The organism is Bradyrhizobium liaoningense (genome assembly GCF_018130955.1).
GTDB lineage: Bacteria > Pseudomonadota > Alphaproteobacteria > Rhizobiales > Xanthobacteraceae > Bradyrhizobium > Bradyrhizobium liaoningense_C.
This window is the reverse complement of sequence record NZ_JAFCJM010000084.1, coordinates 1-21,244: the sequence shown is the minus strand read 5'-3', so window position 1 is coordinate 21,244 and position 21,244 is coordinate 1. Positions and strand designations below refer to the sequence as shown.

The window sequence follows — 21,244 nt, the reverse complement described above, 5'->3', positions numbered from 1 at the left end:
GAATGCAAAAGCTTTTCAGGTGGGCCAGCAAATGGTGGCCAGGGCTCATCCCCCTGGCCGTCATGTGGGGAATTGCGGTCTGGAATAACACCTTGCCGGTGGAGGCTGACCTCGCCGCCCGCAGCGCCGCCGCGCTCAAGGATACCGTTCTCGACAGGACCAGGATCGCGGTCGACGGACGTGACGTCAGCCTGGTGGCGCAGGCCTTCTCCGAGGAGGGCCGGCGGGACGCCGTGGCCGCGGTGGAGAACGTACCGGGCGTGCGCCTGGTCGACGATCAGACCCGCCTGGTCCAGGAGGCAAACCCCTTCGTCTGGAGCGCCGAGCGGGACGTGGTCCGGGTGACGCTGTCCGGCAGCGCGCCGCTGCCGGCGATGAAAGGCCGGCTGATGGAGGCGGCCCGCAAGGAGGTGCCCGGGGTCGAAGTGGCCGACCAGATGGGGTTGGCGCGCGGGGCGCCGCTGCGCTTCGAGAGTGCCGCGATGCTGCTGCTCGACCAGATCGGCAAGCTCAAGGACGGCAAGATCACGATTTCGGACACCAAGGTCTCGCTCTCGGGCATGGCGCGCGATCTCGGCGGCCGTGAAGCGATATCAGCCGCGCTGAAGAACCTGCCCGAAGGTTTTTCGGTCGCCACGAACGAGATCAAGGCGCCGCCCTATGTCTTCCAGGCCTACAAGGACCCGGTCGCCGCAACCGTGACGCTGACCGGCTACGTGCCCGACAACACTGTGCACGCCGCCATAAGTGCGGCTGCTGCGCGAAAATTCTTCGGCGAGAAGGTCGTCGACAATCTCAAATCCAGCGTCGGTGCGCCGGCCTCGTTCGGCGGCTCGGTGGTCGCAGCCCTCGGTGCGCTGTCGCGGCTGTCGACCGGGACGCTCGTGGTCAGCGATCGCGAGGTAAAACTGTCGGGTGACGCGCTCTATGAAGGGGCCGCAGCCGACATCCGCGCGGGCCTCGGCAAGGACTTTCCCAAGAACTGGCAGTACAAGCCGGAGATCACGGTGAAGCCCGCCGCGGGGCCTGTCGACGGGACAGTGTGTCAGCAGCTCTTCACCGAGATATTGACCAAGGGGCGCATCCGCTTCGAGCCCAAGCGCGCCAATATCGATCCGGATTCGGCGGCATTGCTCGATCACCTGATCGAGACTGCGCTGCGCTGCCCCAACACCAGGATCGAGGTCGCCGGTCATACCGATGCCGACGGCGAGGAAGGGTTCAACCAGGCGCTGTCCGAGAAGCGCGCGCAGGCAGTGATCGACTATCTCGTGAAGGCCGGTCTGCCGGCTGATCGTTTCGCGGCAATCGGCTATGGCAGCACGCAGCCGGTCGCGGGCAACGATTCCGACGAAGGCAAGGCGCAAAACCGCCGCATCGAATTTCTGGTGAGGTGAGACGATGCCCTATCTCTTGTCGTTCCACTGGGGTTGGCTGGTCGGCTCGCTGTTCCTCGGGCTCGCGATGGGCTGGATTTCCGTGGTCCAGCGCGGCAACGGCACATCCAAGGTCACCGCGCGGTGGCTGGCGGTGCTGGTCGCAGCCCTGGTCGGCGTGGCGTTGGCACACGTCGTTCCCGGACGTTTCGGCTACTGGCTCGATCTCGGCCTGATCATGTTCGCCTGCTACCTGGTCGGCTGCACCATCGGGGCCTGGCTGCGCGACATCGTCGTGTCCCGCAGCCAGCCTGCCGCCGGGAACGCTCCCTAATCCTTTGAAGACGATGGTGGAATCCCGGCGAACGGATTTGGCTTGACATCAATACGTACGTACGTATTAAACTTGACCCATGCCCAAAGCTTCACTCCGAGATTCGATCCTCGACGCCGGCCTCAAGGCGATGTTTCGCACCGGCTATAATGGCACCAGCGTCCGCGACATCACCGCCGCCGCAAGCGCGCCGCAGGGATCCTTCACCAACCACTTTCGCTCCAAGGAGGCGTTCGCCTCCGAGGTGCTGGACCGCTACTTCGACCACACCAAGGGGCTGGTCGCAGAAGCCCTGCAAGACACGTCGCTCACGCATCGCCAGCGGCTACGGCGTTACCTCGACATCATCACCGGCCGGCTCGAAGGCGAAGGTTTTAGCCGCGGTTGCCTGATCGGCGATCTCAGCCTCGAAGCATCCGGCAGCAGCGAATTGTTGCGCACACGCCTGGCCGCGATCTTCGCCGAATGGCGCGCGCCGTTCGCTGCCTGCATCGCGGAAGCCCAAAAGGCCGGCGAAATCGCGTCCGAGTTCGCGGCCGAAGATCTCGCAGACTTCCTGCTGGCATCGTGGCAGGGCGCCATCCTTCGCATGAAGGTCGATCGCAGTCCGGCCGCGCTCGACCGGTTCAAGACGATCGCATTTCAAACCGTGTTCAGGGAGCCGTCATGAGCAATCACGCCGCAACAGCCGTTCGTCACCGTCACGTGCTGGACAGCACCATGGCCTATCGCGAAACCGACAACGCCGGCGCGCCGGTTGCGCTGTTCCTCCACGGCAATCCGACCTCGTCTTACATCTGGCGCAACATCATTCCGCTGGTGGCACCGGTTGCGCATTGCATCGCGCCCGATCTCATCGGCTTCGGTCAGTCCGGCAAGCCCGATATCGCCTATCGGTTCTTCGATCAGGCACGTTATCTCGACGCCCTGATCGACGAGCTCGGCATTACGTCCGCCTATCTGGTCGCGCAGGATTGGGGCACGGCGCTCGCGTTTCATCTCGCCGCGCGCAGGCCCGACCTCGTGCGTGGGCTCGCCTTCATGGAGTTCATCCGGCCGATGCCGAGCTGGCAGGATTTTCATCAGGTCGATGCGGCGCGCGAGACGTTTCGCAAGTTCAGGACGCCTGACGTCGGCGAGTCCATGGTCCTCGACGCCAACGCCTTCGTCGAGAAAGTTTTACCGGGCTCCATCCTGCGCACGCTGAGCGAGGAGGAGATCGCAGCCTATCGCGCGCCATTCCCGACGCCCGCAAGCCGGCGTCCCGTGCTCGCTCTGCCGCGCGACCTCCCCGTCGAAGGCGAGCCGGCCGATGTTTGGGAAGCGTTGCAGTCTGCGCATGCGGCCCTGGCGGGCACGACTTACCCGAAGCTGCTGTTCACGGGCGAGCCAGGTGCGCTCGTCTCGCCGGAATTCGGCGCGCGGTTCGCCGCCTCGCTGCAACATTGTGCGCATGTTCGGTTGGGACCCGGACGGCACTATCTTCAGGAAGATCACGCCGAACCCATCGGCCGCTCGGTGGCGGGCTGGATCGCCGGGATCGAGGCCGTGCGGCCGATCGCACGCGCGGCCTGATGGGCCGACAATATCGAAGCCACGGACTGGAGCGACACGGCCGTCTCGTCGGAGACGGCCGTGCGCGCATCGCCATTTGACGGCTCCCTAAGGCTTGGACCCCCACCCCGGCGTTGCAACGCAACGCGCAAAATGCCGCTCGGCGCCGATCTTGGCGCGACGCAGCAGACGTCAAATATTGAGGTCGGCTTAAGACGGGGCGGAACATTGTGCCGCCGAAATCATCAAAACTTCACGGCCCGTGCGCAGGATTGCCCCAGATTCGCACGAGCCCCGCACGCAACGGAGCCAAACGGTGCATTCTTCGCCCCGAAGCCCGCCTAAAATACTGAAGAAACGCGTTTTTGCGCGTATTGGCGAATTCCACTCCGCCTCAAAACGCGCTAGTGGAGGGGCGGGGGGCATGCGCGGAGCCGGTGCCGGCGGCAGGGGTTTGTCGCCCGCCAGTTCGCCGGCCAACATGGCCGCTGAAGCGTTGTTCGAGGTCTAGATGCTGGAAGCCATACGCAGAGCGACGTCGTTTCTGCGCCAGAAGCAAATCCTGCATAAGCTGGGAGTGGTGATCAGCGTTACGGTCATCGGCATCGCCTGCTATGTGCTTTTCCATATGCTGCGCGGCATCGACTTCAACGAAGTCGTTGAGGCGATCAAGAGCACCGAGCCGAGCCAGATCGCGATGGCCGCCCTGTTTGTCATGGCGGGCTATTTCACGCTGACCTTCTACGATCTGTTTGCGACCCGCGCGATCGGCCACGCCCACGTGCCCTACCGCATCAACGCGCTGGCGGCCTTCACCAGCTATTCGATCGGCCACAATGTCGGCGCCAGCGTCTTCACCGGCGGCGCGGTGCGCTACCGAATCTATTCGGCCTGGGGCCTGAATGCGATCGACGTCGCGAAGATCTGCTTTCTCGCCGGCCTGACCTTCTGGCTCGGCAACGCCGCGGTGCTCGGCCTCGGCATCGCCTATCATCCGGAGGCGGCGGCCTCCATCGACCAGCTCCCGGCCTGGCTGAACCGGACGCTGGCGCTTTTGATCATCACCGGCCTGGTGGCCTATGTGGTCTGGGTCTGGACCCAGCCGCGGGTCGTCGGCCGCGGGCCCTGGACCGTGGTGCTGCCGGGCGGCCCGCTGACCCTTCTCCAGATCGCGATCGGTATCGTCGATCTCGGCTTCTGCGCGCTCGCCATGTATGTGCTGGTGCCGGACGAGCCCAATCTCGGCTTCGTCGTGGTCGCGGTCATCTTCGTCTCGGCGACGCTGCTCGGCTTCGCCAGCCACTCGCCAGGCGGGCTCGGCGTGTTCGATGCCGCCATGCTGGTTGGGCTCTGGCAGATGGACCGGGAGGAACTGCTGGGCGGGATGCTCCTGTTCCGCGTCCTCTATTATCTTTCGCCCTTTGTCATCTCTGTAATCTTGCTGACGTTTCGCGAAGTTATCATCGGCGCCCGATCGAAGCGGCTGCAACAGGCGGCGCTCAAGCTCGATCCCGGGCCTCCGCCCGAGGCCGTCTATGCGCGGGAACGCAGCGACAAGGGCGCCTGATCGGCCGATACATGTGAGGAGAAGCCTGTCCCGATGGCGATAGACGCCCACTCTTCTCCCTCGGTCCAACCCTGGTCCGACCGTCTCAGGCATTCGGCGATCGTCCTGATCGCTGCGGCGCTCGCGCTGTCGGTCGTGGTCTCACTCGGGGAGTTGTCCGTGGTGCGGGCGGCCGCCGTCTTCCTCTGCATCGCTGCCGCGGCGCTGATCCCCTGGCGGCTGCACGACGCCGCCGCCTCGCGCGACGACGTCCGCCGCATCAATCCGGTCGAGAGCGCGGCGGTCGCCGCCGTGGTCTCCGGCATGCCGGATCCGGCGGTGCTGCTCGACCGCGCCGGCCGCGTCATCCATCTCAATGCCGCCGCCGCCCAGCTCGCGCCGGCGCTGCGCAAGAACGAGCTCGCGCAATTCGCGCTGCGCTCGCCGGAGATCATCACGGCGTTGCGCGAAGCGATCGCGACCACCGAGCAGCGCCGCGCGGACTATCTCGATCACGTGCCGGTCGATCGCTGGATGGAGCTGATCATCACGCCGGTGCCGGTGCCGACGCTGTTCGGCGGCACCGACAAGTGCATGCTGATGACCTTCCATGACCAGACGCCGCTGCGCCGGGTCGAGGAGATGCGCGCCGACTTCGTCGCCAATGCGAGTCACGAATTGCGCACCCCGCTCGCCGCGCTCTCCGGCTTCATCGACACGCTGCAAGGGCAGGCCAAGGACGATCCCAAGGCGCGCGAGCGCTTCCTCGGCATCATGCACAACCAGGCCACCCGCATGGCGCGCCTGATCGACGATTTGCTGTCGCTGTCGCGGGTCGAATTATCAGCGCATGTGCGGCCTGACACGCTGGTCGATCTGATCCCGATCATCCGCCAGGTCGCCGATGGTCTGGAGCCGCTGGCGCGCGAGCGCCAGGTCGAGGTCGAAACCCATCTGCCGGAGCCGCCGGTGATGATCGCGGGCGACCGCGAGGAGCTGTTGCGCCTGTTCGAGAATCTGATCGAGAACGCGCTGAAATACGGCGCCTCGGGCGGCCGGGTGATCGTCTCGCTCGGCACCATTCCGGCGCCGGACGGCACGCCGGAACTCCGCGTCATGGTGCGCGACTTCGGTCCGGGCATTGCGCCCGAGCACCTGCCGCGGCTGACCGAGCGCTTCTACCGGGTCGACGTCGGCGACAGCCGCTTGCAGGGTGGGACGGGCCTCGGATTGTCGTTGGTGAAACATATTCTCAACCGTCACCGCGGCCGTCTCTTGATCGAAAGTGTTCCCAAACAGGGCGCCACCTTCACCGCCTGCTTTCCCCAGGCGAAGGCTCCGGTGGCGCAGTAGACGCGCGATGCAGCAGCTTCGATCGACGCTAACCTGCCCGGAGTGCGGACACCGAGCGACAGAGACCATGCCGGTCGACGCTTGCCAGTTTTTTTATGACTGCGGCGGCTGCGGCATCCGGCTCAAGCCGCGGCCGGGCGATTGCTGCGTGTTCTGCTCCTATGGGAACGTGCCGTGCCCGCCAATCCAGGAGAATGGCAAGGCTACGTGTTGTTGTTGAAGCTGAACCCGGTGCAGATCGGGCGACTGAGCGCATCGGGCCATGCTATCTGGAAAACTCTGTGCGTCCTCGTGCCAGCGGATGCCGAAGGAGCGCGCGCACAATGAGAGGTAAGCCAACCGCGAGCGGTATCGCCCAGTACATGAAATGCGGCAATTCCTTCCAGACCGGCAGTTGCTTTCCGTTATCTACGTAGAAAGCAACGAGCATCAGGACATACGACAGACCCATCCCTGAGATGTGGAGCTTGACCCACTCCCTCCACCGCCGCCTGAGCGCCGCGCGTCCGCCCCAGGCGAAGGCGAACGACATCGCTCCAAGCATGAACAGGTGATAGTTTTCGGCCCAGCGCATCAGCGACAGGAAAGTCGCAGACGCGAACAGCGCCAGCAGACACCAGAAATAAATCGTTCCAAGCTTCGAATGACGGCCGCGACGCTTCTTGCTCAGCATTGCGAGTGCGCCAACACCAACGCACGCAATCCCAAGCGGGATATGCAATGCGAAAATGACGGTGAGAAAGACAGGATCGGTCGAGGGAATCTCGATGCCCGCGACGATGGTTGCGTCCCCGCCCGTCATGAGCAAATGGGCGGCTGACAATCAGCCGGCACGGCGCTGGACCTCTGCCGGCACGTCGTCTTCAAACCCTTCGCAACAATGCTCCCGCAGGAAGCCGATGACTGAATCGATCTGATGGTATTGCGCGCGGCAAATCACCTGCCGCCCGATCTTTTCCTGCGCGACGAGGCCGGCGCTGACGAGTCCGCGGAGATGAAAAGCCAAAGTCGATGCCGCTAGGTCGAGCCGGGCTTGTATCTCGCCGATATTGAGCCCCGGAGGGCCGGCGCGGACGAGCAGGCGATAGATATCCAGGCGAGTCAGGTTGCCGAGTTCGGCGAGGCAGCGTGCGGCGAACTCTCGGTCCATGGCTTCTTCCTATCGCTCGGGCTCCGAAATTGCAACTATAATACTGGTTTTATAGTTATGTTAGCGCATCATCGAGGCGAGCTGTTGATCGCTTACGCACGGCCCCATTGAGAGGCTCGTTTTCCCCAGGGTCGGACTCTGCGGGTGCATTAAATTAAAACGATTTCAATGGCTTAACTCTGTCATCCAGCCGTCACGAAACCTTCGTAAAAGCACTATCGACCGCTCCTAAAGGGGCGGCGCGGGAGCGCGATCGGGCGCATTGGCGCTTCGCTCCCCAATTGGAGACCAGCATGAATTTCATCAAAGCAGTCGTCGCTGCTGGCCTGGTGGCCGCATCGACGTCGGCCTTCGCTGCCGACATCACGGGTGCGGGCGCGACCTTCCCGTTCCCGATCTATTCGAAATGGGCTGACGCCTACAAGAAGGAGACCGGCAACGGCCTGAACTACCAGTCGATCGGTTCGGGCGGCGGCATCAAGCAGATCCAGGCCAAGACCGTCACCTTCGGCGCGACCGACGCGCCGCTCAAGGCCGAGCAACTCGACAAGGACGGCCTCGCGCAGTGGCCGATGGTGATGGGCGCCATCGTTCCCGTGGTCAACCTCGAGGGTGTGAAGCCGGGCGAGCTGGTGTTCGACGGCGAGACGCTCGCCGGCGTCTATCTCGGCAAGATCACCAAGTGGGACGATGCCGCGATCAAGAAGCTCAATCCGAACGTGAAGCTGCCCTCCGAGGCGATCACGGTCGTGCGCCGTTCCGACGGTTCGGGCACCACCTTCAACTTCACCAACTACCTCTCCAAGGCCAGCGCGGACTGGAAGAGCAAGGTCGGCGAGGGTACGGCCGTCGAGTGGCCGGTCGGCGTCGGCGCCAAGGGCAATGAAGGCGTCTCCGGCAACATCAGCCAGACCAAGAACTCGATCGGCTATGTCGAGTATGCCTACGCCAAGCAGAACAAGCTGACCTACGCCGGTCTCGTCAACAAGGCCGGCAAGACCGTGCAGCCGACCGTCGAGGCGTTCCAGGCGGCTGCGTCCAACGCCGACTGGTCCAAGGCGCCCGGCTACTACGTGATCCTCACCGATCAGCCCGGCGAGAAGTCCTGGCCGATCACCGCGGCGACCTTCATCCTCATGCACAAGGATGCGACCGACAAGGCGGCCTCGCAGGAAGCCATCAAGTTCTTCCGCTGGGCGTTCAAGAACGGCGGCAAGATGGCCGAGGACCTCGACTACATCCCGATGCCCGACAGCGTCGTGCAGCAGATCGAGAAGACCTGGGCTTCCGAGATCAAGAGCTAACAGGCTCGACGCGCGCGCCCCGGTGATCCGAGGGCTTGAGCATCTTCGCAAGATACGGAATCCGTAAGGTCGCGACTTACGGGTTCCGGCCGGTGCCTGGGGGCGCTCCCGAACGACGCGGGACAAATCGTCGACAAGACCGCCTTCATCGGCGGCGCGCAGATGATGTAAAGTACCAGAGGGGATCGGCGTGGCAGAAATGGCCGTTCAGAGCGACGTGATTGATGACGCCGGACCTTATGATCGCGCCAAGGCCTTGAGCGCCTTCAAGCTCGGCGACATCACCTTCTACTGGATCACGCGCCTGAGCGCGATCTCGGTGCTGCTGATCCTCGGCGGCATCATCCTGTCGCTGATCGTCGGTGCCTTCCCGGCGATCAGGGAATATGGCCTGTCCTTCCTGTGGACGCAGCGCTGGGCGCCGTCAGCGGATCCACCGGTCCTCGGCGCACTCGGCCCGATGTACGGCACGCTCGTTACCTCTTTCATCGCGATGCTGATCGCCATTCCGGTCGGTCTCGGCATTGCGATCTTCCTCACCGAGCTCTGCCCGCAATGGGCGCGCCGCCCGATCGGCATGGCGGTCGAGCTGCTCGCCGGCATTCCCTCGATCATCTACGGCATGTGGGGCTTCTTCGTGCTGGGGCCGTTTTTGGCCAACACGTTCCAGCCCTTCATGATCAAGCTGTTCGACGGCGTTCCCGTGCTGGGCGCGATCTTCGCCGGTCCGCCGTCCTATCTCAGCCTGTTCAACGCCTCGCTCATTCTCGCGATCATGGTGCTGCCCTTCATCACCTCGATCTCGGTGGACGTGTTCAAGACCGTCCCGCCGGTCCTGAAGGAGGCCGCCTACGGCGTCGGCTGCACCACCTGGGAAGTCGTGCGCAGCGTCGTGATCCCCTACACCAGGGTCGGTATCATCGGCGGCGTCATGCTGGCGCTCGGGCGCGCGCTCGGCGAGACCATGGCGGTGACCTTCATCATCGGCAACTCCTTCCGCATCCAGTCCTCGATCTTCGCGCCAGGCACCACGATCTCGGCGGCGATCGCCAGCGAATTCGCCGAAAGCGATGGCCTGCATCAGTCCGGCCTCATCCTGCTCGGCCTCTTGCTGTTCGTCCTGACGTTCTTCGTGCTCGCCGGCGCGCGGCTGATGCTGCTGCGGCTGGAACAGAAAGCGGGGAAGTGACGCCATGAACCCGATCTATTCACGCCGCCGCAGCAAGGACATCGTGATCCGCGTGCTTTGCGTCGCCGCCGCCGCCTTCGGCGTCACCTGGCTCGCGCTGATCCTGTTCACGCTGTTCTACAACGGCCTTGCCGGCCTCAACCTCCAGGTCTTCACCGAGAACACGCCGCCGCCGGGCTCGAACGAAGGCGGCCTGCTCAACGCCATCACCGGCTCGATCATCATGACCGTGATCGGCGTCGGCATCGGCGCGCCGCTCGGCCTGTTCGCGGGCACCTACCTCGCCGAGTACGGCCGCAACGACAAGCTGACCTCGGTGATCCGCTTCATCAACGACATCCTGCTCTCGGCGCCCTCGATCATCATCGGCCTGTTCATCTATGGCGCGGTGGTGGTGCCGATGCGGGGCTTCTCCGCGATCGCGGGCGCGCTCGCTCTGGCCGTGATCGTGATCCCGGTCGTGGTGCGCACCACGGAAGACATGCTGCTTCTGGTGCCGAACCCGCTGCGCGAAGCGGCCTCCGCGCTCGGCCTGCCGCGCTCGCTCGTCATCAAGCGGATTGCTTATCGTGCTGCCCGATCGGGTCTCATCACCGGCGTGCTGCTCGCCACCGCCCGCGTCGCCGGCGAAACCGCGCCGCTGCTCTTCACCGCGCTGTCGAACCAGTTCTTCAGCCTGAACCTGACCAAGACGATGGCCAATCTCCCGGTGACCATCAACAACTTCGTGCAGAGCCCCTACGAGTACTGGAAGCAACTGGCCTGGAGCGGGGCACTTCTGATCACACTGACCGTGCTTGCCCTGAACATTGGCGCGCGCATTCTGGGCGCCGAGAGGACTGCAAAATGAGTGAAATGTCTGTTTCCGTAAGTGCGCCGACCGTTCATCCCGGTTCGCAGCCGCTGCCCGAGGCCCCCGCCAAGGTGACCGCGCGCAACCTCAACTTCTATTACGGCGAGCACCACGCGCTGAAGAACATCAACCTGGCGCTCGGCACCAACCGCGTCACGGCGTTCATCGGCCCGTCGGGCTGTGGCAAGTCGACCCTGCTGCGGATATTCAACCGGATGTACGACCTCTATCCGGGCCAGCGCGCCACCGGCCAGCTCATGCTCGACCAGACCAACATCCTCGATCCCAAGCTCGACCTCAATCTGCTGCGCGCCCGCGTCGGCATGGTGTTCCAGAAGCCGACGCCGTTCCCGATGACGATCTACGAGAACATCGCCTTCGGCATCCGCCTCTATGAGAAGATCTCGAAGTCCGAGATGGACGGCCGCGTCGAGAAGGCGCTGCGTGGCGGCGCGCTGTGGAACGAGGTCAAGGACAAGCTCAACGCCTCGGGCCTCTCGCTCTCCGGCGGCCAGCAGCAGCGGCTCTGCATCGCGCGTACCGTCGCGGTGCGGCCCGAGGTGATCCTGTTCGACGAGCCCTGCTCGGCGCTCGACCCGATCTCGACCGCCAAGGTCGAGGAGCTGATCCAGGAATTGTCCGAGAACTACACGATCGCGATCGTCACCCACAACATGCAGCAGGCGGCCCGCGTCTCCGACAAGACCGCCTTCATGTATCTCGGCGAGCTGATCGAGTTCGACGAAACCAGCAAGATTTTCACGTCGCCGAGCGACCGGCGCACCCAGGACTACATCACCGGCCGCTTCGGTTGAGGAGACACGACATGGGTTCTGAACATACCGCAAAAGCCTTCGACACCGACCTCCAGGAGCTCACCCGGCTGGTGTCGGAAATGGGTGGCCTCGCCGAGCGCATGATCGTCGATTCCGTCGACGCGCTGATCCGCCGCGACGTCGCGCTGGGACAGCGCGTGGTGGCCTCCGACGCCGAGATTGACGCGCTGCAGAAGAAGATCGAGGAGCGCGCCGTGCTCACCATCGCCCGCCGCCAGCCGATGGCGGTGGATTTGCGCGAGATCGTGGGCGCCATGCGCGTCGCGACCGACCTCGAGCGCATCGGCGATCTCGCCAAGAACATGGGCAAGCGCGTCGCCGCGCTCGAGACCGACTTCCATCCGCTAAAACTGTTCCGCGGGCTGGAGCACATGACCGATCTCGTGCAGCAGCAGGTCAAGTCGGTGCTGGACGCCTATGCCGCGCATGATCTGCCGGCGGCGATGGCGGTGTGGAAGGGCGACGAGGAGGTCGATGCGATCTGCACTTCGCTGTTCCGCGAGCTCCTCACCTACATGATGGAGGATCCGCGCAACATCTCGTTCTGCATCCATTTGATGTTCTGCGCCAAGAACATCGAGCGGATCGGCGACCACGCCACCAACATCGCCGAGACCGTGTTCTACATGATCGAAGGCCAGGCCATCGCGGACAAGCGTCCGAAGGGCGACATGACGACCTTCGCCACGACCGTGCCGAATAATTAAGGAGCGACGACACCATGGGCGCACGCATTATGGTGGTTGAGGACGAGGAAGCGCTGACCGAGCTTCTTCGCTACAACCTCGAAGGCGACGGCTATGACGTCGAGACGGTGATGCGCGGCGACGACGCCGACACCCGCCTCAAGGAGCACATTCCCGATCTGATCGTGCTCGACTGGATGCTGCCGGGCCTGTCAGGCATCGAGCTGTGCCGGCGGCTTCGCACCCGGTCCGAGACCAAGCAGCTGCCGATCATCATGCTGACCGCGCGCGGCGAGGAGAGCGAGCGGGTGCGGGGACTGGCGACCGGCGCCGACGATTACATCGTCAAGCCGTTCTCGGTTCCGGAATTGCTGGCCCGCGTGAAAGGCCTGTTGCGACGCGCGAGCCCCGAGCGGCTCGCCACCGTGCTCGCCTATGGCGACATCGAGCTCGATCGCGACAAGCGCCGCGTCGCGCGCTCCGGCCGCCCGATCGATCTCGGTCCGACCGAATATCGCCTGCTGGAGTTCTTCCTCGAGCATCCGGGGCGGGTGTTCTCGCGCGAGCAGTTGCTCGACAGCGTCTGGGGCCGCGACATCTATATCGACGAGCGCACCGTCGACGTGCATATCGGCCGCCTGCGCAAGCTGCTCAATCTCGGCCGCGAGCAGGACCCGATCCGCACCGTGCGCGGCGCCGGCTACGCGCTGGACGATCGCTTTGCGAAGGCGGAGCAGACGTAGGGCTGAGCTGTCGCGGCAGTCTCCGTCGTCCCGGACAAGCACAGCTCAGGCAACGCGCAGCGTTGCTTGAGCGAAGCGCAGATCCGGGACCCATAGCCACAGGAAGTTGTTTGGCGAAGACTCGTGGTCGCCAGCTCGCGCCATAACCTCTCCCTGTGGTTATGGGTCCCCGCCTTCGCGGGGACAACACCGAGTGAGCTGAGCCGTCATCGCGTGACGGCCGCGTCGTGATAGTCGGTTAGATCAACTCAACGCGTGCTGGGCTTGGCCGGTGCACGCCGCCGATCCGCCGCCGGTTGATAGGCGACGCGGGAATGCTGCGCGCAGTAGGGCAGGCCCGAAAGCGACTTGCCGCCGCAGAAGAAGAAATCCGGGCTCGAGGGATCGCCGACCGGCCAGTGGCAGGTCGCCTCGTTCAGTTCGAGCAACGACAGGCGCTGGCTCATCGGCACCACATTGTCGTAGGTGACCGGATCGGGCTCGACCTCGACCTCAAAGGCCTGGGCGAGTGCGGTGTTGCCGCGCGCGATCGGGCGGGTGACCCGCATCATGTGCTGCGCGGGGCGCGCCTTGCGCGGCCGCGGCGCGGCCGAAGAGGGGCTCTTGGCGCGGCCGGACAGGCCGAGCCGGTGTACCTTGCCGATCACGGCGTTGCGGGTCACGTTGCCGAGCTCGGCTGCGATCTGGCTGGCCGAAAGTCCGGCCTCCCAGAGCTTTTTCAACTGCTCGACGCGATCGTCGGACCAGGTCAAAACCGTCATTGCACCCTTCCCTTCGTCTTGCACAGGCCCCCTGCCAGGGCAGCGCTGGACGCCAAAGTCTCCAAAAACCCGTGCTGTCAGAATCCCTTAGGGCTCGCCGGGCACGGAAAGCGCGCCCGAACGTGTACGCCGGTTACCTGTGGACCTAAGGGATCAGAACCGCTGCACGAGATGTCGTATCTGACGAGCCAAACGCTACAATATGGCGTGACTCCCGCGCAAGAGTCCGCGGTCCCGCTTCCACATGTTCCGAGGCTTAAACACCGCAAAATCGTCACCGCAAGACTACGGGCGGCATGTTTTGCGGGTCCTCCTGCCGGCATTGACACGGGTTTCACCAAGCATAAGATAGTGTCACGTGCCGCCCTTAAAAGGCGGCACGTTTCGTTTTCCGGGCAGGTTGATGATGCGCTGCGCCATCTGCGCATCGGGACCGGCCTCCAACATTCAAGCGATCGCCAAGAGACTGTCATGACCAACAGCGCAGCGCCGCATCTGCTTCCCGTTTTCGCCAGGGCCGATCTCGGCTTCGAGCGCGGCGAGGGCTGCTGGCTGGTGGCGACCAATGGCGAGCGCTATCTCGACTTTACCTCCGGCGTTGCCGTGAATGCGCTGGGCCACGCCCATCCGGCGCTGGTCAAGGCGCTGCAGGAGCAGGCGACAAAGCTCTGGCACATGTCGAACCTGTTCCAGAGTCCGGACGGCGAGAAGCTGGCGGCCCGCCTCTGCAACGAGAGCTTTGCCGACTTCGTGTTCTTCTGCAATTCCGGCGCCGAGGCGATGGAGGGCGTGATCAAGCTGGTGCGCCACCATCATTTCTCCAAGGGCCATCCCGAGCGCTACCGCATCATCACCTTCGAGGGAGCCTTCCACGGCCGGACGCTGGCGACGCTCGCCGCCACCGGCTCGGCAAAATATCTCGAGGGCTTTGGCCCGCCGATGGACGGTTTTGACCAGGTGCCGCATGGTGACCTCGACGCGGTGAAGAAGGCGATCGGTCCGCACACCGCCGGTATTCTGATCGAGCCGATCCAGGGCGAGGGTGGCGTGCGTTCTGCGCCATCGACCTTCCTCAAGGCGCTACGCGAGCTCTGCAACGAGCGCGGCATATTGCTCGCCTTCGATGAGGTGCAGACCGGCATGGGCCGCACCGGCGATCTCTTCGCTTACAAGCGCACCGGCGTCGTGCCCGACGTGATGTCGCTGGCGAAGGCGCTTGGCGGTGGTTTCCCGATCGGTGCGGTGCTTGCCACCGCCGACGCCGCCGCTGGCATGGGGCCCGGCTCGCATGGCTCGACCTTCGGCGGCAATCCGCTCGCGATCGCGTCGGCCAATGCCGTGCTCGACGTCATGCTCAAGCCCGGCTTCTTCGATCATGTGCAAAAGATGTCGCTGCTCTTGAAGCAGAAGCTCGCGTCCGTGATCGACCGTCATCCCGATATCGTCAGCGAAGTTCGCGGCGAGGGGCTTTTGATCGGCATCAAGGCGGTGGTGCCCTCGGGCGACCTCGTCAACGCGCTGCGCAACGAAAAGCTGCTCACCGTCGGCGCCGGCGACAATGTCGTGCGCTTCCTGCCGCCGCTGATCGTCACCGAGGCGGAGCTCGATGAATCCATCGCGCGGCTCGAGCGCGCCTGCGCGGCGATTTCGGCCGGCGCAAAGAAGCGGGCGGCAAGCTGATGAGCAAGACGCCAAAGCACTTTCTCGACATCAACGAGCTTCCGGTCTCGGAGCTGAGGCGGATGCTGTCGGCCTCCTCCGCCATGAAGGCGAAGCAGAAGGCGCATCAGCCGGTCAAGCCGCTCGAAGGCAAGACGCTCGCGATGATCTTCGAGCGTCCCTCGACCCGCACGCGCGTGTCGTTCGACGTCGGCATGCGCCAGCTCGGCGGCGAAGCCATCATGCTGACCGGCGCCGAGATGCAGCTCGGCCGCGGCGAGACCATCGCCGACACCGCGCGCGTGCTGTCGCGCTATGTCGACGCCATCATGATCCGCATCCTCAACCACGATGCGCTGCTGGAGCTTGCGGCGAACGCCACGGTGCCCGTCATCAACGGGCTGACCCGGCGCTCGCATCCCTGCCAGGTGATGGCCGACCTCATGACCTATGAGGAGCATCGCGGCTCGATCGAGGGCAAGACCGTGGCCTGGACCGGCGACGACAACAACGTGCTGGCCTCATGGGCGCATGCTGCCGAACGCTTCCAGTTCAAGCTCAATGTCGCCACCCCACCGGAGCTCGCGCCGAAGAAGGCGATGCGCGACTGGGTCAAGGCGACGGGCGCGCCGATCGTGCTCGGCACCGATCCGGAAGCCGCCGTGCGCGGCGCCGATTGCGTCGTCACCGACACCTGGGTGTCGATGGGCGACAAGGAGGGCGAGCACCGCCACAACGTGCTAAAGCCCTACCAGGTCAATGCCAAGCTGATGTCGCTGGCAAAGCCCGACGCGCTGTTCATGCATTGCCTGCCCGCCCATCGCGGTGAGGAGGTCACCGACGAGGTGATCGACGGCCCGCAATCGGTGGTGTTCGACGAAGCCGAAAACCGCCTGCATGCGCAAAAGGGCATTTTGGCCTGGTGCTTTGACGCGGTGGGGTAGTCGTCGTCCCGGCGAAAGCCGGGGCTAGTTATGGGTCTCGGCCCCCCGTGCGCAATTGCGCAACTAGGCCGGGACGGCAGCGGATTGCACGGCCGCCTCTTCCAATTCTCACGTTCCGACCCCAGATAGAGCGCCATGGTTTCCCAATCCCCCGACATGAAAACCGGGCCCGAAGGCCCGGTCCGCGCGCCGTCATCAGTTCCCGTCGACGATGCCGTGCTGCCCTTCGAGGTCAGCGCGCTCGACGTGCGCGGGCGGCTGACCCGGCTCGGCCCCGCGCTCGACGACATCCTCACCAAGCACGATTACCCCGCGCCGGTCGGCAAGCTGCTCGGCGAGGCCATCGTGCTGGCGACCCTGCTCGGCACCGCGCTGAAGTTCGACGGCCGCTTTATCCTGCAGGCGCAGACCGACGGCCCGGTGTCGTTCCTGGTGGTCGATTTCAAGGCTCCGGATCGCCTGCGCGCCTATGCCCGCTACGACGCCGCGCGGCTCGGCGAGGCCCAAAAACCTGGCTCGCACTCCGGCACGCTGCTCGGGCGCGGCCATCTCGCCATGACCATCGACCAGGGCGCCGACATGAGCCGCTACCAGGGTCTGGTGGCGCTCGACGGCGGCAGCCTGGAAGACGCCGCGCACGAATATTTCCTGCGCTCCGAGCAGATCCCGACCCAGGTGCGGATTGCGGTTGGCGAGGAGTGGCGCGCGAGCGACGGCGGCAAGCATCGCTGGCGCGCCGGCGGCATGCTGATGCAGTTCTTGCCCAAGGCACCCGAGCGCGCGCGCCAGGCCGATCTGCATCCCGGCGATGCGCCTGACGGCGCCGCCGTGCACAGCGTCGCCGAGGACGACGCCTGGGTCGAGGCGCGCTCGCTGATCCAAACCGTCGAGGACGTCGAGCTGATCGATCCGGATCTCTCAGGCGAGCGGCTGCTCTACCGGCTCTTCCATGAGCGCGGTGTGCGCGTGTTCACGCCACAGCCGCTTCAGGCGGAATGCTCCTGCTCGCGCGACGCGGTCGCATCGATGCTGAAGAGCTTTTCGCCCGACGATCGCGCCGCGATGGTGAAGGACGACAAGGTGGAGGTGACCTGCGAGTTCTGCTCGTCGGTCTACCAGTTCACCCCGCACGAGGCGGGCGTCGAGAACGCGTGAGCTCTCGTAGGGTGGGCAAAGCCAACGGGTCGCGCGAATGCGCGCCCGATGACAGGCTCCGCGTGCCCACCGCTTCTGTCGCAATCCCTGAGAGATGGTGGGCACGGCGCGTTGCGCCTTTGCCCATCCTACGACAGCGCCCCGCTCCTCAATTCAACACCCGCTTCAGATCCGGGCTGTCGAGCGAGAATGTCGGCACGTCGATCTCGAAGCGCTCGCCGCTTTCGCTGACCATCTGGTAGCGGCCGGTCATGAAGCCCGAAGCGGTCGAGAGCGGCACGCCGGAGGTGTATTCGTAGCGCTCGCCGGGCGCCAGCACCGGCTGCTCGCCGATCACGCCCTCGCCCTTGACCTCCTGCTGCCGTCCGGTGGCGTCGGTGATGATCCAGTGCCGCGTCTTGAGCTGCACGGTCTCGTCGCCGGAATTGGTGATGACGATGGTGTAGGACCAGAAATACCTGCTGCGTTCGGCCGAGGACTGCTCGGGAACATAGTTCGGCTCGACGGTTACTTCGATGTGGCGGGTCACGGCGCGATACATGGGTACCATCATAACGAAAACCCGGCCGGGAACCAATCGTCGGGCCAAATCTTCGCGACATCGTGCCGCCCGATTTGCCGTACACCGCGATGTGATCCGGCGGCTTTGCGAGGGGGCGGCCGGAACGTTACAATCCAACAAAAGCGCGCCGCGTCAGGGTTCAGGGCCTCAATGACCATTGCCGACCAAGTCACGGGAACGCCGATTGCCGGAACGGCGGATACGGCCGTGCGCGCCAAGACGGCGGCGCCGGCCATCACGCTGCCGGTCGTCGGCGAGCGCGAGTTGCGGCTCGACCTGTTCCGGGGAATGGCGCTGTGGCTGATCTTCATCGATCACCTGCCGCCCAATCTGTTGACCTGGTTCACCATCCGCAACTACGGCTTCAGTGACGCCACCGAGATCTTCATCTTCATTTCCGGCTACACCGCCGCCTTCGTCTATGGCCGCGCGATGCTAGAAAGCGGTTTCGTGATCGCGACCGCGCGCATCCTGCGCCGCGTCTGGCAGATCTACGTCGCGCACGTCTTCCTGTTCACGATCTTCCTGGCGGAAATCTCCTACGTCGCGACGCGGTTCGAGAACCCGCTCTACACGGAAGAAATGGGCATCATGGATTTCCTGAAGCAGCCCGACGTCACCATCGTCCAGGCGCTGCTGCTGCGCTTCCGTCCCGTCAACATGGACGTGCTGCCGCTCTACATCGTGCTGATGCTGGCACTACCGCTCATCCTGTGGCTGATGAAGTGGCGGCCCGACGTCTCGCTCGGCCTGTCGGTCCTGCTCTACGTGGTGACCTGGCAGTTCGACCTCTATTTTTCGGCCTATCCGAACGGTTTCTGGGCGTTCAATCCGCTCGCCTGGCAATTGCTGTTCGTATTCGGGGCCTGGTGTGCCCTGGGAGGCGCGAAGCGGATGTCGCGGATCCTGGCCTCACCCGTCACGATGTGGATCGCGATCGCTTACCTCGTCGCCTCGTTCTACGTGACGATGACCTGGTACGTGCCGCAGCTCGGCCACTTCATGCCGAAGCGGATCGAGCAGTGGATGTACCCGATCGACAAGACCGATCTCGACGTGCTGCGCTTCACGCATTTCCTGGCGCTGGCGGCGCTCACCGTGCGCTTCCTGCCGCGGACCTGGCCGGGCCTGAGATCGCCCTGGCTGAGGCCGCTCATTCTCTGCGGGCAGCATTCGCTGGAAATTTTCTGCCTCGGCGTCTTCCTCGCCTTTGCCGGTCATTTCATTTTGGCCGAAGTTTCCGGCGGTCCGGTCATGCATGCGTTAATTAGTCTCTCCGGAATCCTGATCATGTGGGGCATGGCGTGGCTGATTTCGTGGTACAAGAGCGAGGCTGACAAGAGCGGTTCGAAGACCAAAAACGCCGTCAGCAACGCCGATATGGCGGGAGGGGGCTGATGAAGGCGAAGGTTCTCCTGAGCCTGATCTTGCTATGCGGTTGCGTTGCCGCTTCTTCCGCGCGTGCGGAGGACGCCGTGCCTGCGGGGCCTCCGGCCTGCGAGGTGCCTGCCTATCTGCTCACAACCGAGAGCCAGCTTCCCAAGACTGCCGAAATCATCAGGGACAACAAGCCGCTCGAGATTCTGGTGATCGGCAGCCGCTCCACCGCCATTCCGTCATCCGAGGACAGCTCCTATCCGGCCCGCCTGCAGGCGATCCTGAAGGAGAAGCTGCCATCCGAGCCCGTGCACGTCTCCGTAGAAATACAGAGCAAGAAAACGGCAGAGGAGGCGGCCTCCGGCTTCGTTAAGCTGATGGAAGCAAAAAAGCCTACTTTGGTGATCTGGCAGACCGGGACGGTGGATGCTATCCGATCGATCGATCCCGACGAGTTTCGCAGCGCCGTGACCGATGGCGTTTCTGCGCTGCAGCAAGCGGGGGCGGACGTTGTCTTGATGAATTTGCAGTACAGTCCGCGGACCGAGACCATGATGTCGGTGCCGCCCTACCTCGACAATATGCGCGTCGTCGCGCAGGAGCATGAAATTCCGTTGTTCGACCGTTTCGCCATCATGCGCCAGTGGAATGATCAGGGTCAGTTCGACCTGTTCAATCCGACGCGCGGATCCGAACTGGCGAAACAGGTCCACGATTGCCTTGGCCGGGCACTCGCGCAGTTCGTGATCGACGCAGCCCATGTCGGTCCGGCCCAGCAGCAAAACTAAGGTCTAGCGTTAATGAGTTCTCTCCGCCCTTTTTGCCCGATGACATCGCTGGCCGCGATCGCCGCGGCGCTGCTGCTGTTGCTGACACCTGCTTCTTTGCTGCCCGCGCGGGCGCAGGCCGCGCAGACGACGCCCGTCCAGCAGACTACGGCCGCCGCCCCTAGCCAGCCCTCGCCCGCCGAGCAGCGCGGCATCGCCGCGCGCGCCATCGACAAGGTCAAGCAGGCGGCAAAATCGGCCGGCGACATCTTCAGCCGCGTGCCGTGCCTGCCGCCGAAGGACGGCTCGAAGAAGATGGGCTCACTGCCTCACGTGGCCAACAAGCTCATCGCGGGCAAGCCGGTCGTGATCATCGCCTTCGGCTCGTCCTCGACCGCCGGTTTCGGTGCGAGCTCGCCCGATTTCAACTATCCGAACCGCCTTGCGGCCCAGCTTCGGCGCCAGTACCCCACCGCCGACATCAACGTCATCAATGCCGGCGTCGGTGGCGAGGACGCGCCCGAGATGATGAAGCGGCTGCAGACCGCGGTCATCGACGCGCACCCGGATCTGGTGATCTGGCAGGTCGGCACCAATGCCGTGCTGCGCAACCTCGATCCCGCCGACACGGCAAAGCTCGTCGAGGAGGGCATCTCGCGCATTCAGGCCGCCGGCAGCGACATCGTGCTGGTCGATCCCCAATACTCGCCGCGCGTCAACGAGCGCCGCGAGAGCGCGAGCAAGATGATCAATCTGCTCGGCAAGGTCGCCGAGCTCCGCCACGTCGGCGTGTTTCCCCGCTTCGAGGTGATGCGCGACTGGCACGAGAAGCAGGCGATCCCGGTCGAGACCTTCGTCATCGAGGACGGCCTGCATATGAACGACTGGGGCTACGCCTGCTTCGCCCAGATCCTCGGCGATGACATCATCCGCTCCGTCGGCCAGATCAAGTTAGGTGTCAACGTGCCGGCGGATGTGCGGACGTATCGGCCGATGTGATTTTCCACCCTCCCTCTCCAGGGTAGGGCTATCGCATATGAGCCAGGACCGAGAGAAGGAAGTCGTTGTTCCATCTGGCCTGGAGCATTTTGTGGC

At 64.4% G+C, this 21,244-nt stretch carries 23 protein-coding genes; 19 read left to right on the top strand and 4 right to left on the bottom strand.

All coding sequences use genetic code 11. The annotated features are described in order from the left end of the window. The first annotated feature begins 2 nt into the window (after positions 1-2). The 7 genes from JQ632_RS35790 (at position 3) to JQ632_RS39860 (ending at position 6,383) form a co-directional block, all read left to right on the top strand. The gene (locus JQ632_RS35790) at positions 3-1,397 is read left to right on the top strand and encodes an OmpA family protein (RefSeq protein ID WP_212407418.1); all 1,395 of its coding nucleotides are present in this window, start codon (positions 3-5) and stop codon (positions 1,395-1,397) included. A 4-nt stretch (positions 1,398-1,401) separates the two neighbouring features. Next, positions 1,402-1,710 (top strand): hypothetical protein, encoded by a 309-nt coding sequence (locus JQ632_RS35785; protein WP_212407417.1) that lies wholly within the window; start codon positions 1,402-1,404, stop codon positions 1,708-1,710. A gap of 79 nt (positions 1,711-1,789) precedes the next feature. Beyond that, positions 1,790-2,380 carry a TetR/AcrR family transcriptional regulator gene (locus tag JQ632_RS35780; RefSeq protein ID WP_212407416.1) on the top strand — a complete coding sequence of 197 codons (591 nt, stop codon included), beginning with the start codon at positions 1,790-1,792 and terminating at the stop codon, positions 2,378-2,380. Further along, entirely contained in the window at positions 2,377-3,285 is a 909-nt protein-coding gene (locus JQ632_RS35775; RefSeq protein WP_212407415.1) for a haloalkane dehalogenase, read from the top strand. The genes JQ632_RS35780 and JQ632_RS35775 overlap by 4 nt, the downstream gene beginning before the upstream one ends. Before the next feature lie 490 nt (positions 3,286-3,775). Continuing rightward, the gene (locus JQ632_RS35770) at positions 3,776-4,831 is read left to right on the top strand and encodes a lysylphosphatidylglycerol synthase domain-containing protein (RefSeq protein ID WP_212407414.1); all 1,056 of its coding nucleotides are present in this window, start codon (positions 3,776-3,778) and stop codon (positions 4,829-4,831) included. Positions 4,832-4,864: 33 nt separating this feature from the next. After that, the gene (locus tag JQ632_RS35765) at positions 4,865-6,163 is read left to right on the top strand and encodes an ATP-binding protein (RefSeq protein WP_212407413.1); all 1,299 of its coding nucleotides are present in this window, start codon (positions 4,865-4,867) and stop codon (positions 6,161-6,163) included. 7 nt (positions 6,164-6,170) lie between these two features. Next, positions 6,171-6,383, top strand: a complete 213-nt coding sequence (locus JQ632_RS39860; RefSeq protein ID WP_249152777.1) for a GDCCVxC domain-containing (seleno)protein — start codon at positions 6,171-6,173, stop codon at positions 6,381-6,383. 45 nt (positions 6,384-6,428) lie between these two features. Here JQ632_RS39860 and JQ632_RS35760 read toward each other — a convergent pair whose 3' ends face one another. Together JQ632_RS35760 and JQ632_RS35755 are read right to left on the bottom strand one after the other, a co-directional pair. Then, positions 6,429-6,965, bottom strand: coding sequence for a hypothetical protein (locus tag JQ632_RS35760; protein WP_212407412.1), 537 nt, complete (start codon positions 6,963-6,965; stop codon positions 6,429-6,431). A 21-nt stretch (positions 6,966-6,986) separates the two neighbouring features. Further along, the gene (locus JQ632_RS35755) at positions 6,987-7,313 is read right to left on the bottom strand and encodes a helix-turn-helix transcriptional regulator (RefSeq protein WP_212407411.1); all 327 of its coding nucleotides are present in this window, start codon (positions 7,311-7,313) and stop codon (positions 6,987-6,989) included. 293 nt (positions 7,314-7,606) lie between these two features. On the opposite strand from JQ632_RS35755, the gene pstS reads away from it, so the two are divergent. The 6 genes from pstS to phoB all read left to right on the top strand — a co-directional run bounded on the left by pstS (position 7,607) and on the right by phoB (position 12,924). Then, positions 7,607-8,617, top strand: coding sequence for a phosphate ABC transporter substrate-binding protein PstS (pstS, locus tag JQ632_RS35750; protein WP_212407410.1), 1,011 nt, complete (start codon positions 7,607-7,609; stop codon positions 8,615-8,617). Positions 8,618-8,816: 199 nt separating this feature from the next. Then, positions 8,817-9,806, top strand: a complete 990-nt coding sequence (gene pstC / locus JQ632_RS35745) for a phosphate ABC transporter permease subunit PstC (protein ID WP_212407425.1) — start codon at positions 8,817-8,819, stop codon at positions 9,804-9,806. Between the two features lie 4 nt (positions 9,807-9,810). After that, positions 9,811-10,656 carry a phosphate ABC transporter permease PstA gene (gene pstA, locus JQ632_RS35740; RefSeq protein ID WP_212407409.1) on the top strand — a complete coding sequence of 282 codons (846 nt, stop codon included), beginning with the start codon at positions 9,811-9,813 and terminating at the stop codon, positions 10,654-10,656. Next, positions 10,653-11,474: a phosphate ABC transporter ATP-binding protein PstB gene (gene pstB / locus JQ632_RS35735; RefSeq protein ID WP_212407408.1), complete on the top strand. Its 822-nt coding sequence runs from the start codon at positions 10,653-10,655 to the stop codon at positions 11,472-11,474. The genes pstA and pstB overlap by 4 nt, the downstream gene beginning before the upstream one ends. 11 nt (positions 11,475-11,485) lie before the next feature. Next, a complete protein-coding gene (gene phoU / locus JQ632_RS35730) occupies positions 11,486-12,202 on the top strand; it encodes a phosphate signaling complex protein PhoU (protein ID WP_212407407.1) in 717 nt (238 codons plus the stop codon). Between the two features lie 14 nt (positions 12,203-12,216). Then, positions 12,217-12,924 carry a phosphate regulon transcriptional regulator PhoB gene (phoB, locus tag JQ632_RS35725; RefSeq protein ID WP_035703370.1) on the top strand — a complete coding sequence of 236 codons (708 nt, stop codon included), beginning with the start codon at positions 12,217-12,219 and terminating at the stop codon, positions 12,922-12,924. A gap of 248 nt (positions 12,925-13,172) precedes the next feature. Here the strand turns inward: phoB and JQ632_RS35720 are convergent, their stop codons facing one another. Then, the gene (locus JQ632_RS35720; RefSeq protein ID WP_212407406.1) at positions 13,173-13,685 is read right to left on the bottom strand and encodes a GcrA family cell cycle regulator; all 513 of its coding nucleotides are present in this window, start codon (positions 13,683-13,685) and stop codon (positions 13,173-13,175) included. A 471-nt stretch (positions 13,686-14,156) separates the two neighbouring features. Between JQ632_RS35720 and JQ632_RS35715 the strand changes: the two genes are divergently transcribed. The 3 genes from JQ632_RS35715 to JQ632_RS35705 all read left to right on the top strand — a co-directional run bounded on the left by JQ632_RS35715 (position 14,157) and on the right by JQ632_RS35705 (position 17,443). Beyond that, positions 14,157-15,365, top strand: coding sequence for an aspartate aminotransferase family protein (locus JQ632_RS35715; RefSeq protein WP_212407405.1), 1,209 nt, complete (start codon positions 14,157-14,159; stop codon positions 15,363-15,365). Further along, positions 15,365-16,288, top strand: a complete 924-nt coding sequence (gene argF / locus JQ632_RS35710) for an ornithine carbamoyltransferase (protein WP_212407404.1) — start codon at positions 15,365-15,367, stop codon at positions 16,286-16,288. The genes JQ632_RS35715 and argF overlap by 1 nt, the downstream gene beginning before the upstream one ends. A gap of 135 nt (positions 16,289-16,423) precedes the next feature. Beyond that, positions 16,424-17,443 carry an Hsp33 family molecular chaperone gene (locus tag JQ632_RS35705; RefSeq protein ID WP_212407403.1) on the top strand — a complete coding sequence of 340 codons (1,020 nt, stop codon included), beginning with the start codon at positions 16,424-16,426 and terminating at the stop codon, positions 17,441-17,443. Between the two features lie 148 nt (positions 17,444-17,591). Here the strand turns inward: JQ632_RS35705 and apaG are convergent, their stop codons facing one another. Continuing rightward, positions 17,592-17,984: a Co2+/Mg2+ efflux protein ApaG gene (apaG, locus tag JQ632_RS35700; protein ID WP_212407424.1), complete on the bottom strand. Its 393-nt coding sequence runs from the start codon at positions 17,982-17,984 to the stop codon at positions 17,592-17,594. 171 nt (positions 17,985-18,155) lie between these two features. Here apaG and JQ632_RS35695 point away from each other — a divergent pair, with 171 nt between their 5' ends. The 3 genes from JQ632_RS35695 to JQ632_RS35685 are packed head-to-tail and all read left to right on the top strand — an operon-like array spanning position 18,156 to position 21,148. After that, positions 18,156-19,403, top strand: coding sequence for an OpgC domain-containing protein (locus tag JQ632_RS35695; RefSeq protein ID WP_212407402.1), 1,248 nt, complete (start codon positions 18,156-18,158; stop codon positions 19,401-19,403). Then, positions 19,403-20,170: an SGNH/GDSL hydrolase family protein gene (locus JQ632_RS35690; protein ID WP_212407401.1), complete on the top strand. Its 768-nt coding sequence runs from the start codon at positions 19,403-19,405 to the stop codon at positions 20,168-20,170. Before JQ632_RS35695 ends, JQ632_RS35690 begins: the two co-directional genes overlap by 1 nt. A 12-nt stretch (positions 20,171-20,182) precedes the next feature. Next, complete coding sequence (locus JQ632_RS35685; protein WP_212407400.1) at positions 20,183-21,148, top strand: SGNH/GDSL hydrolase family protein; 966 nt, start codon at positions 20,183-20,185, stop codon at positions 21,146-21,148. Positions 21,149-21,244: the final 96 nt, after the last annotated feature.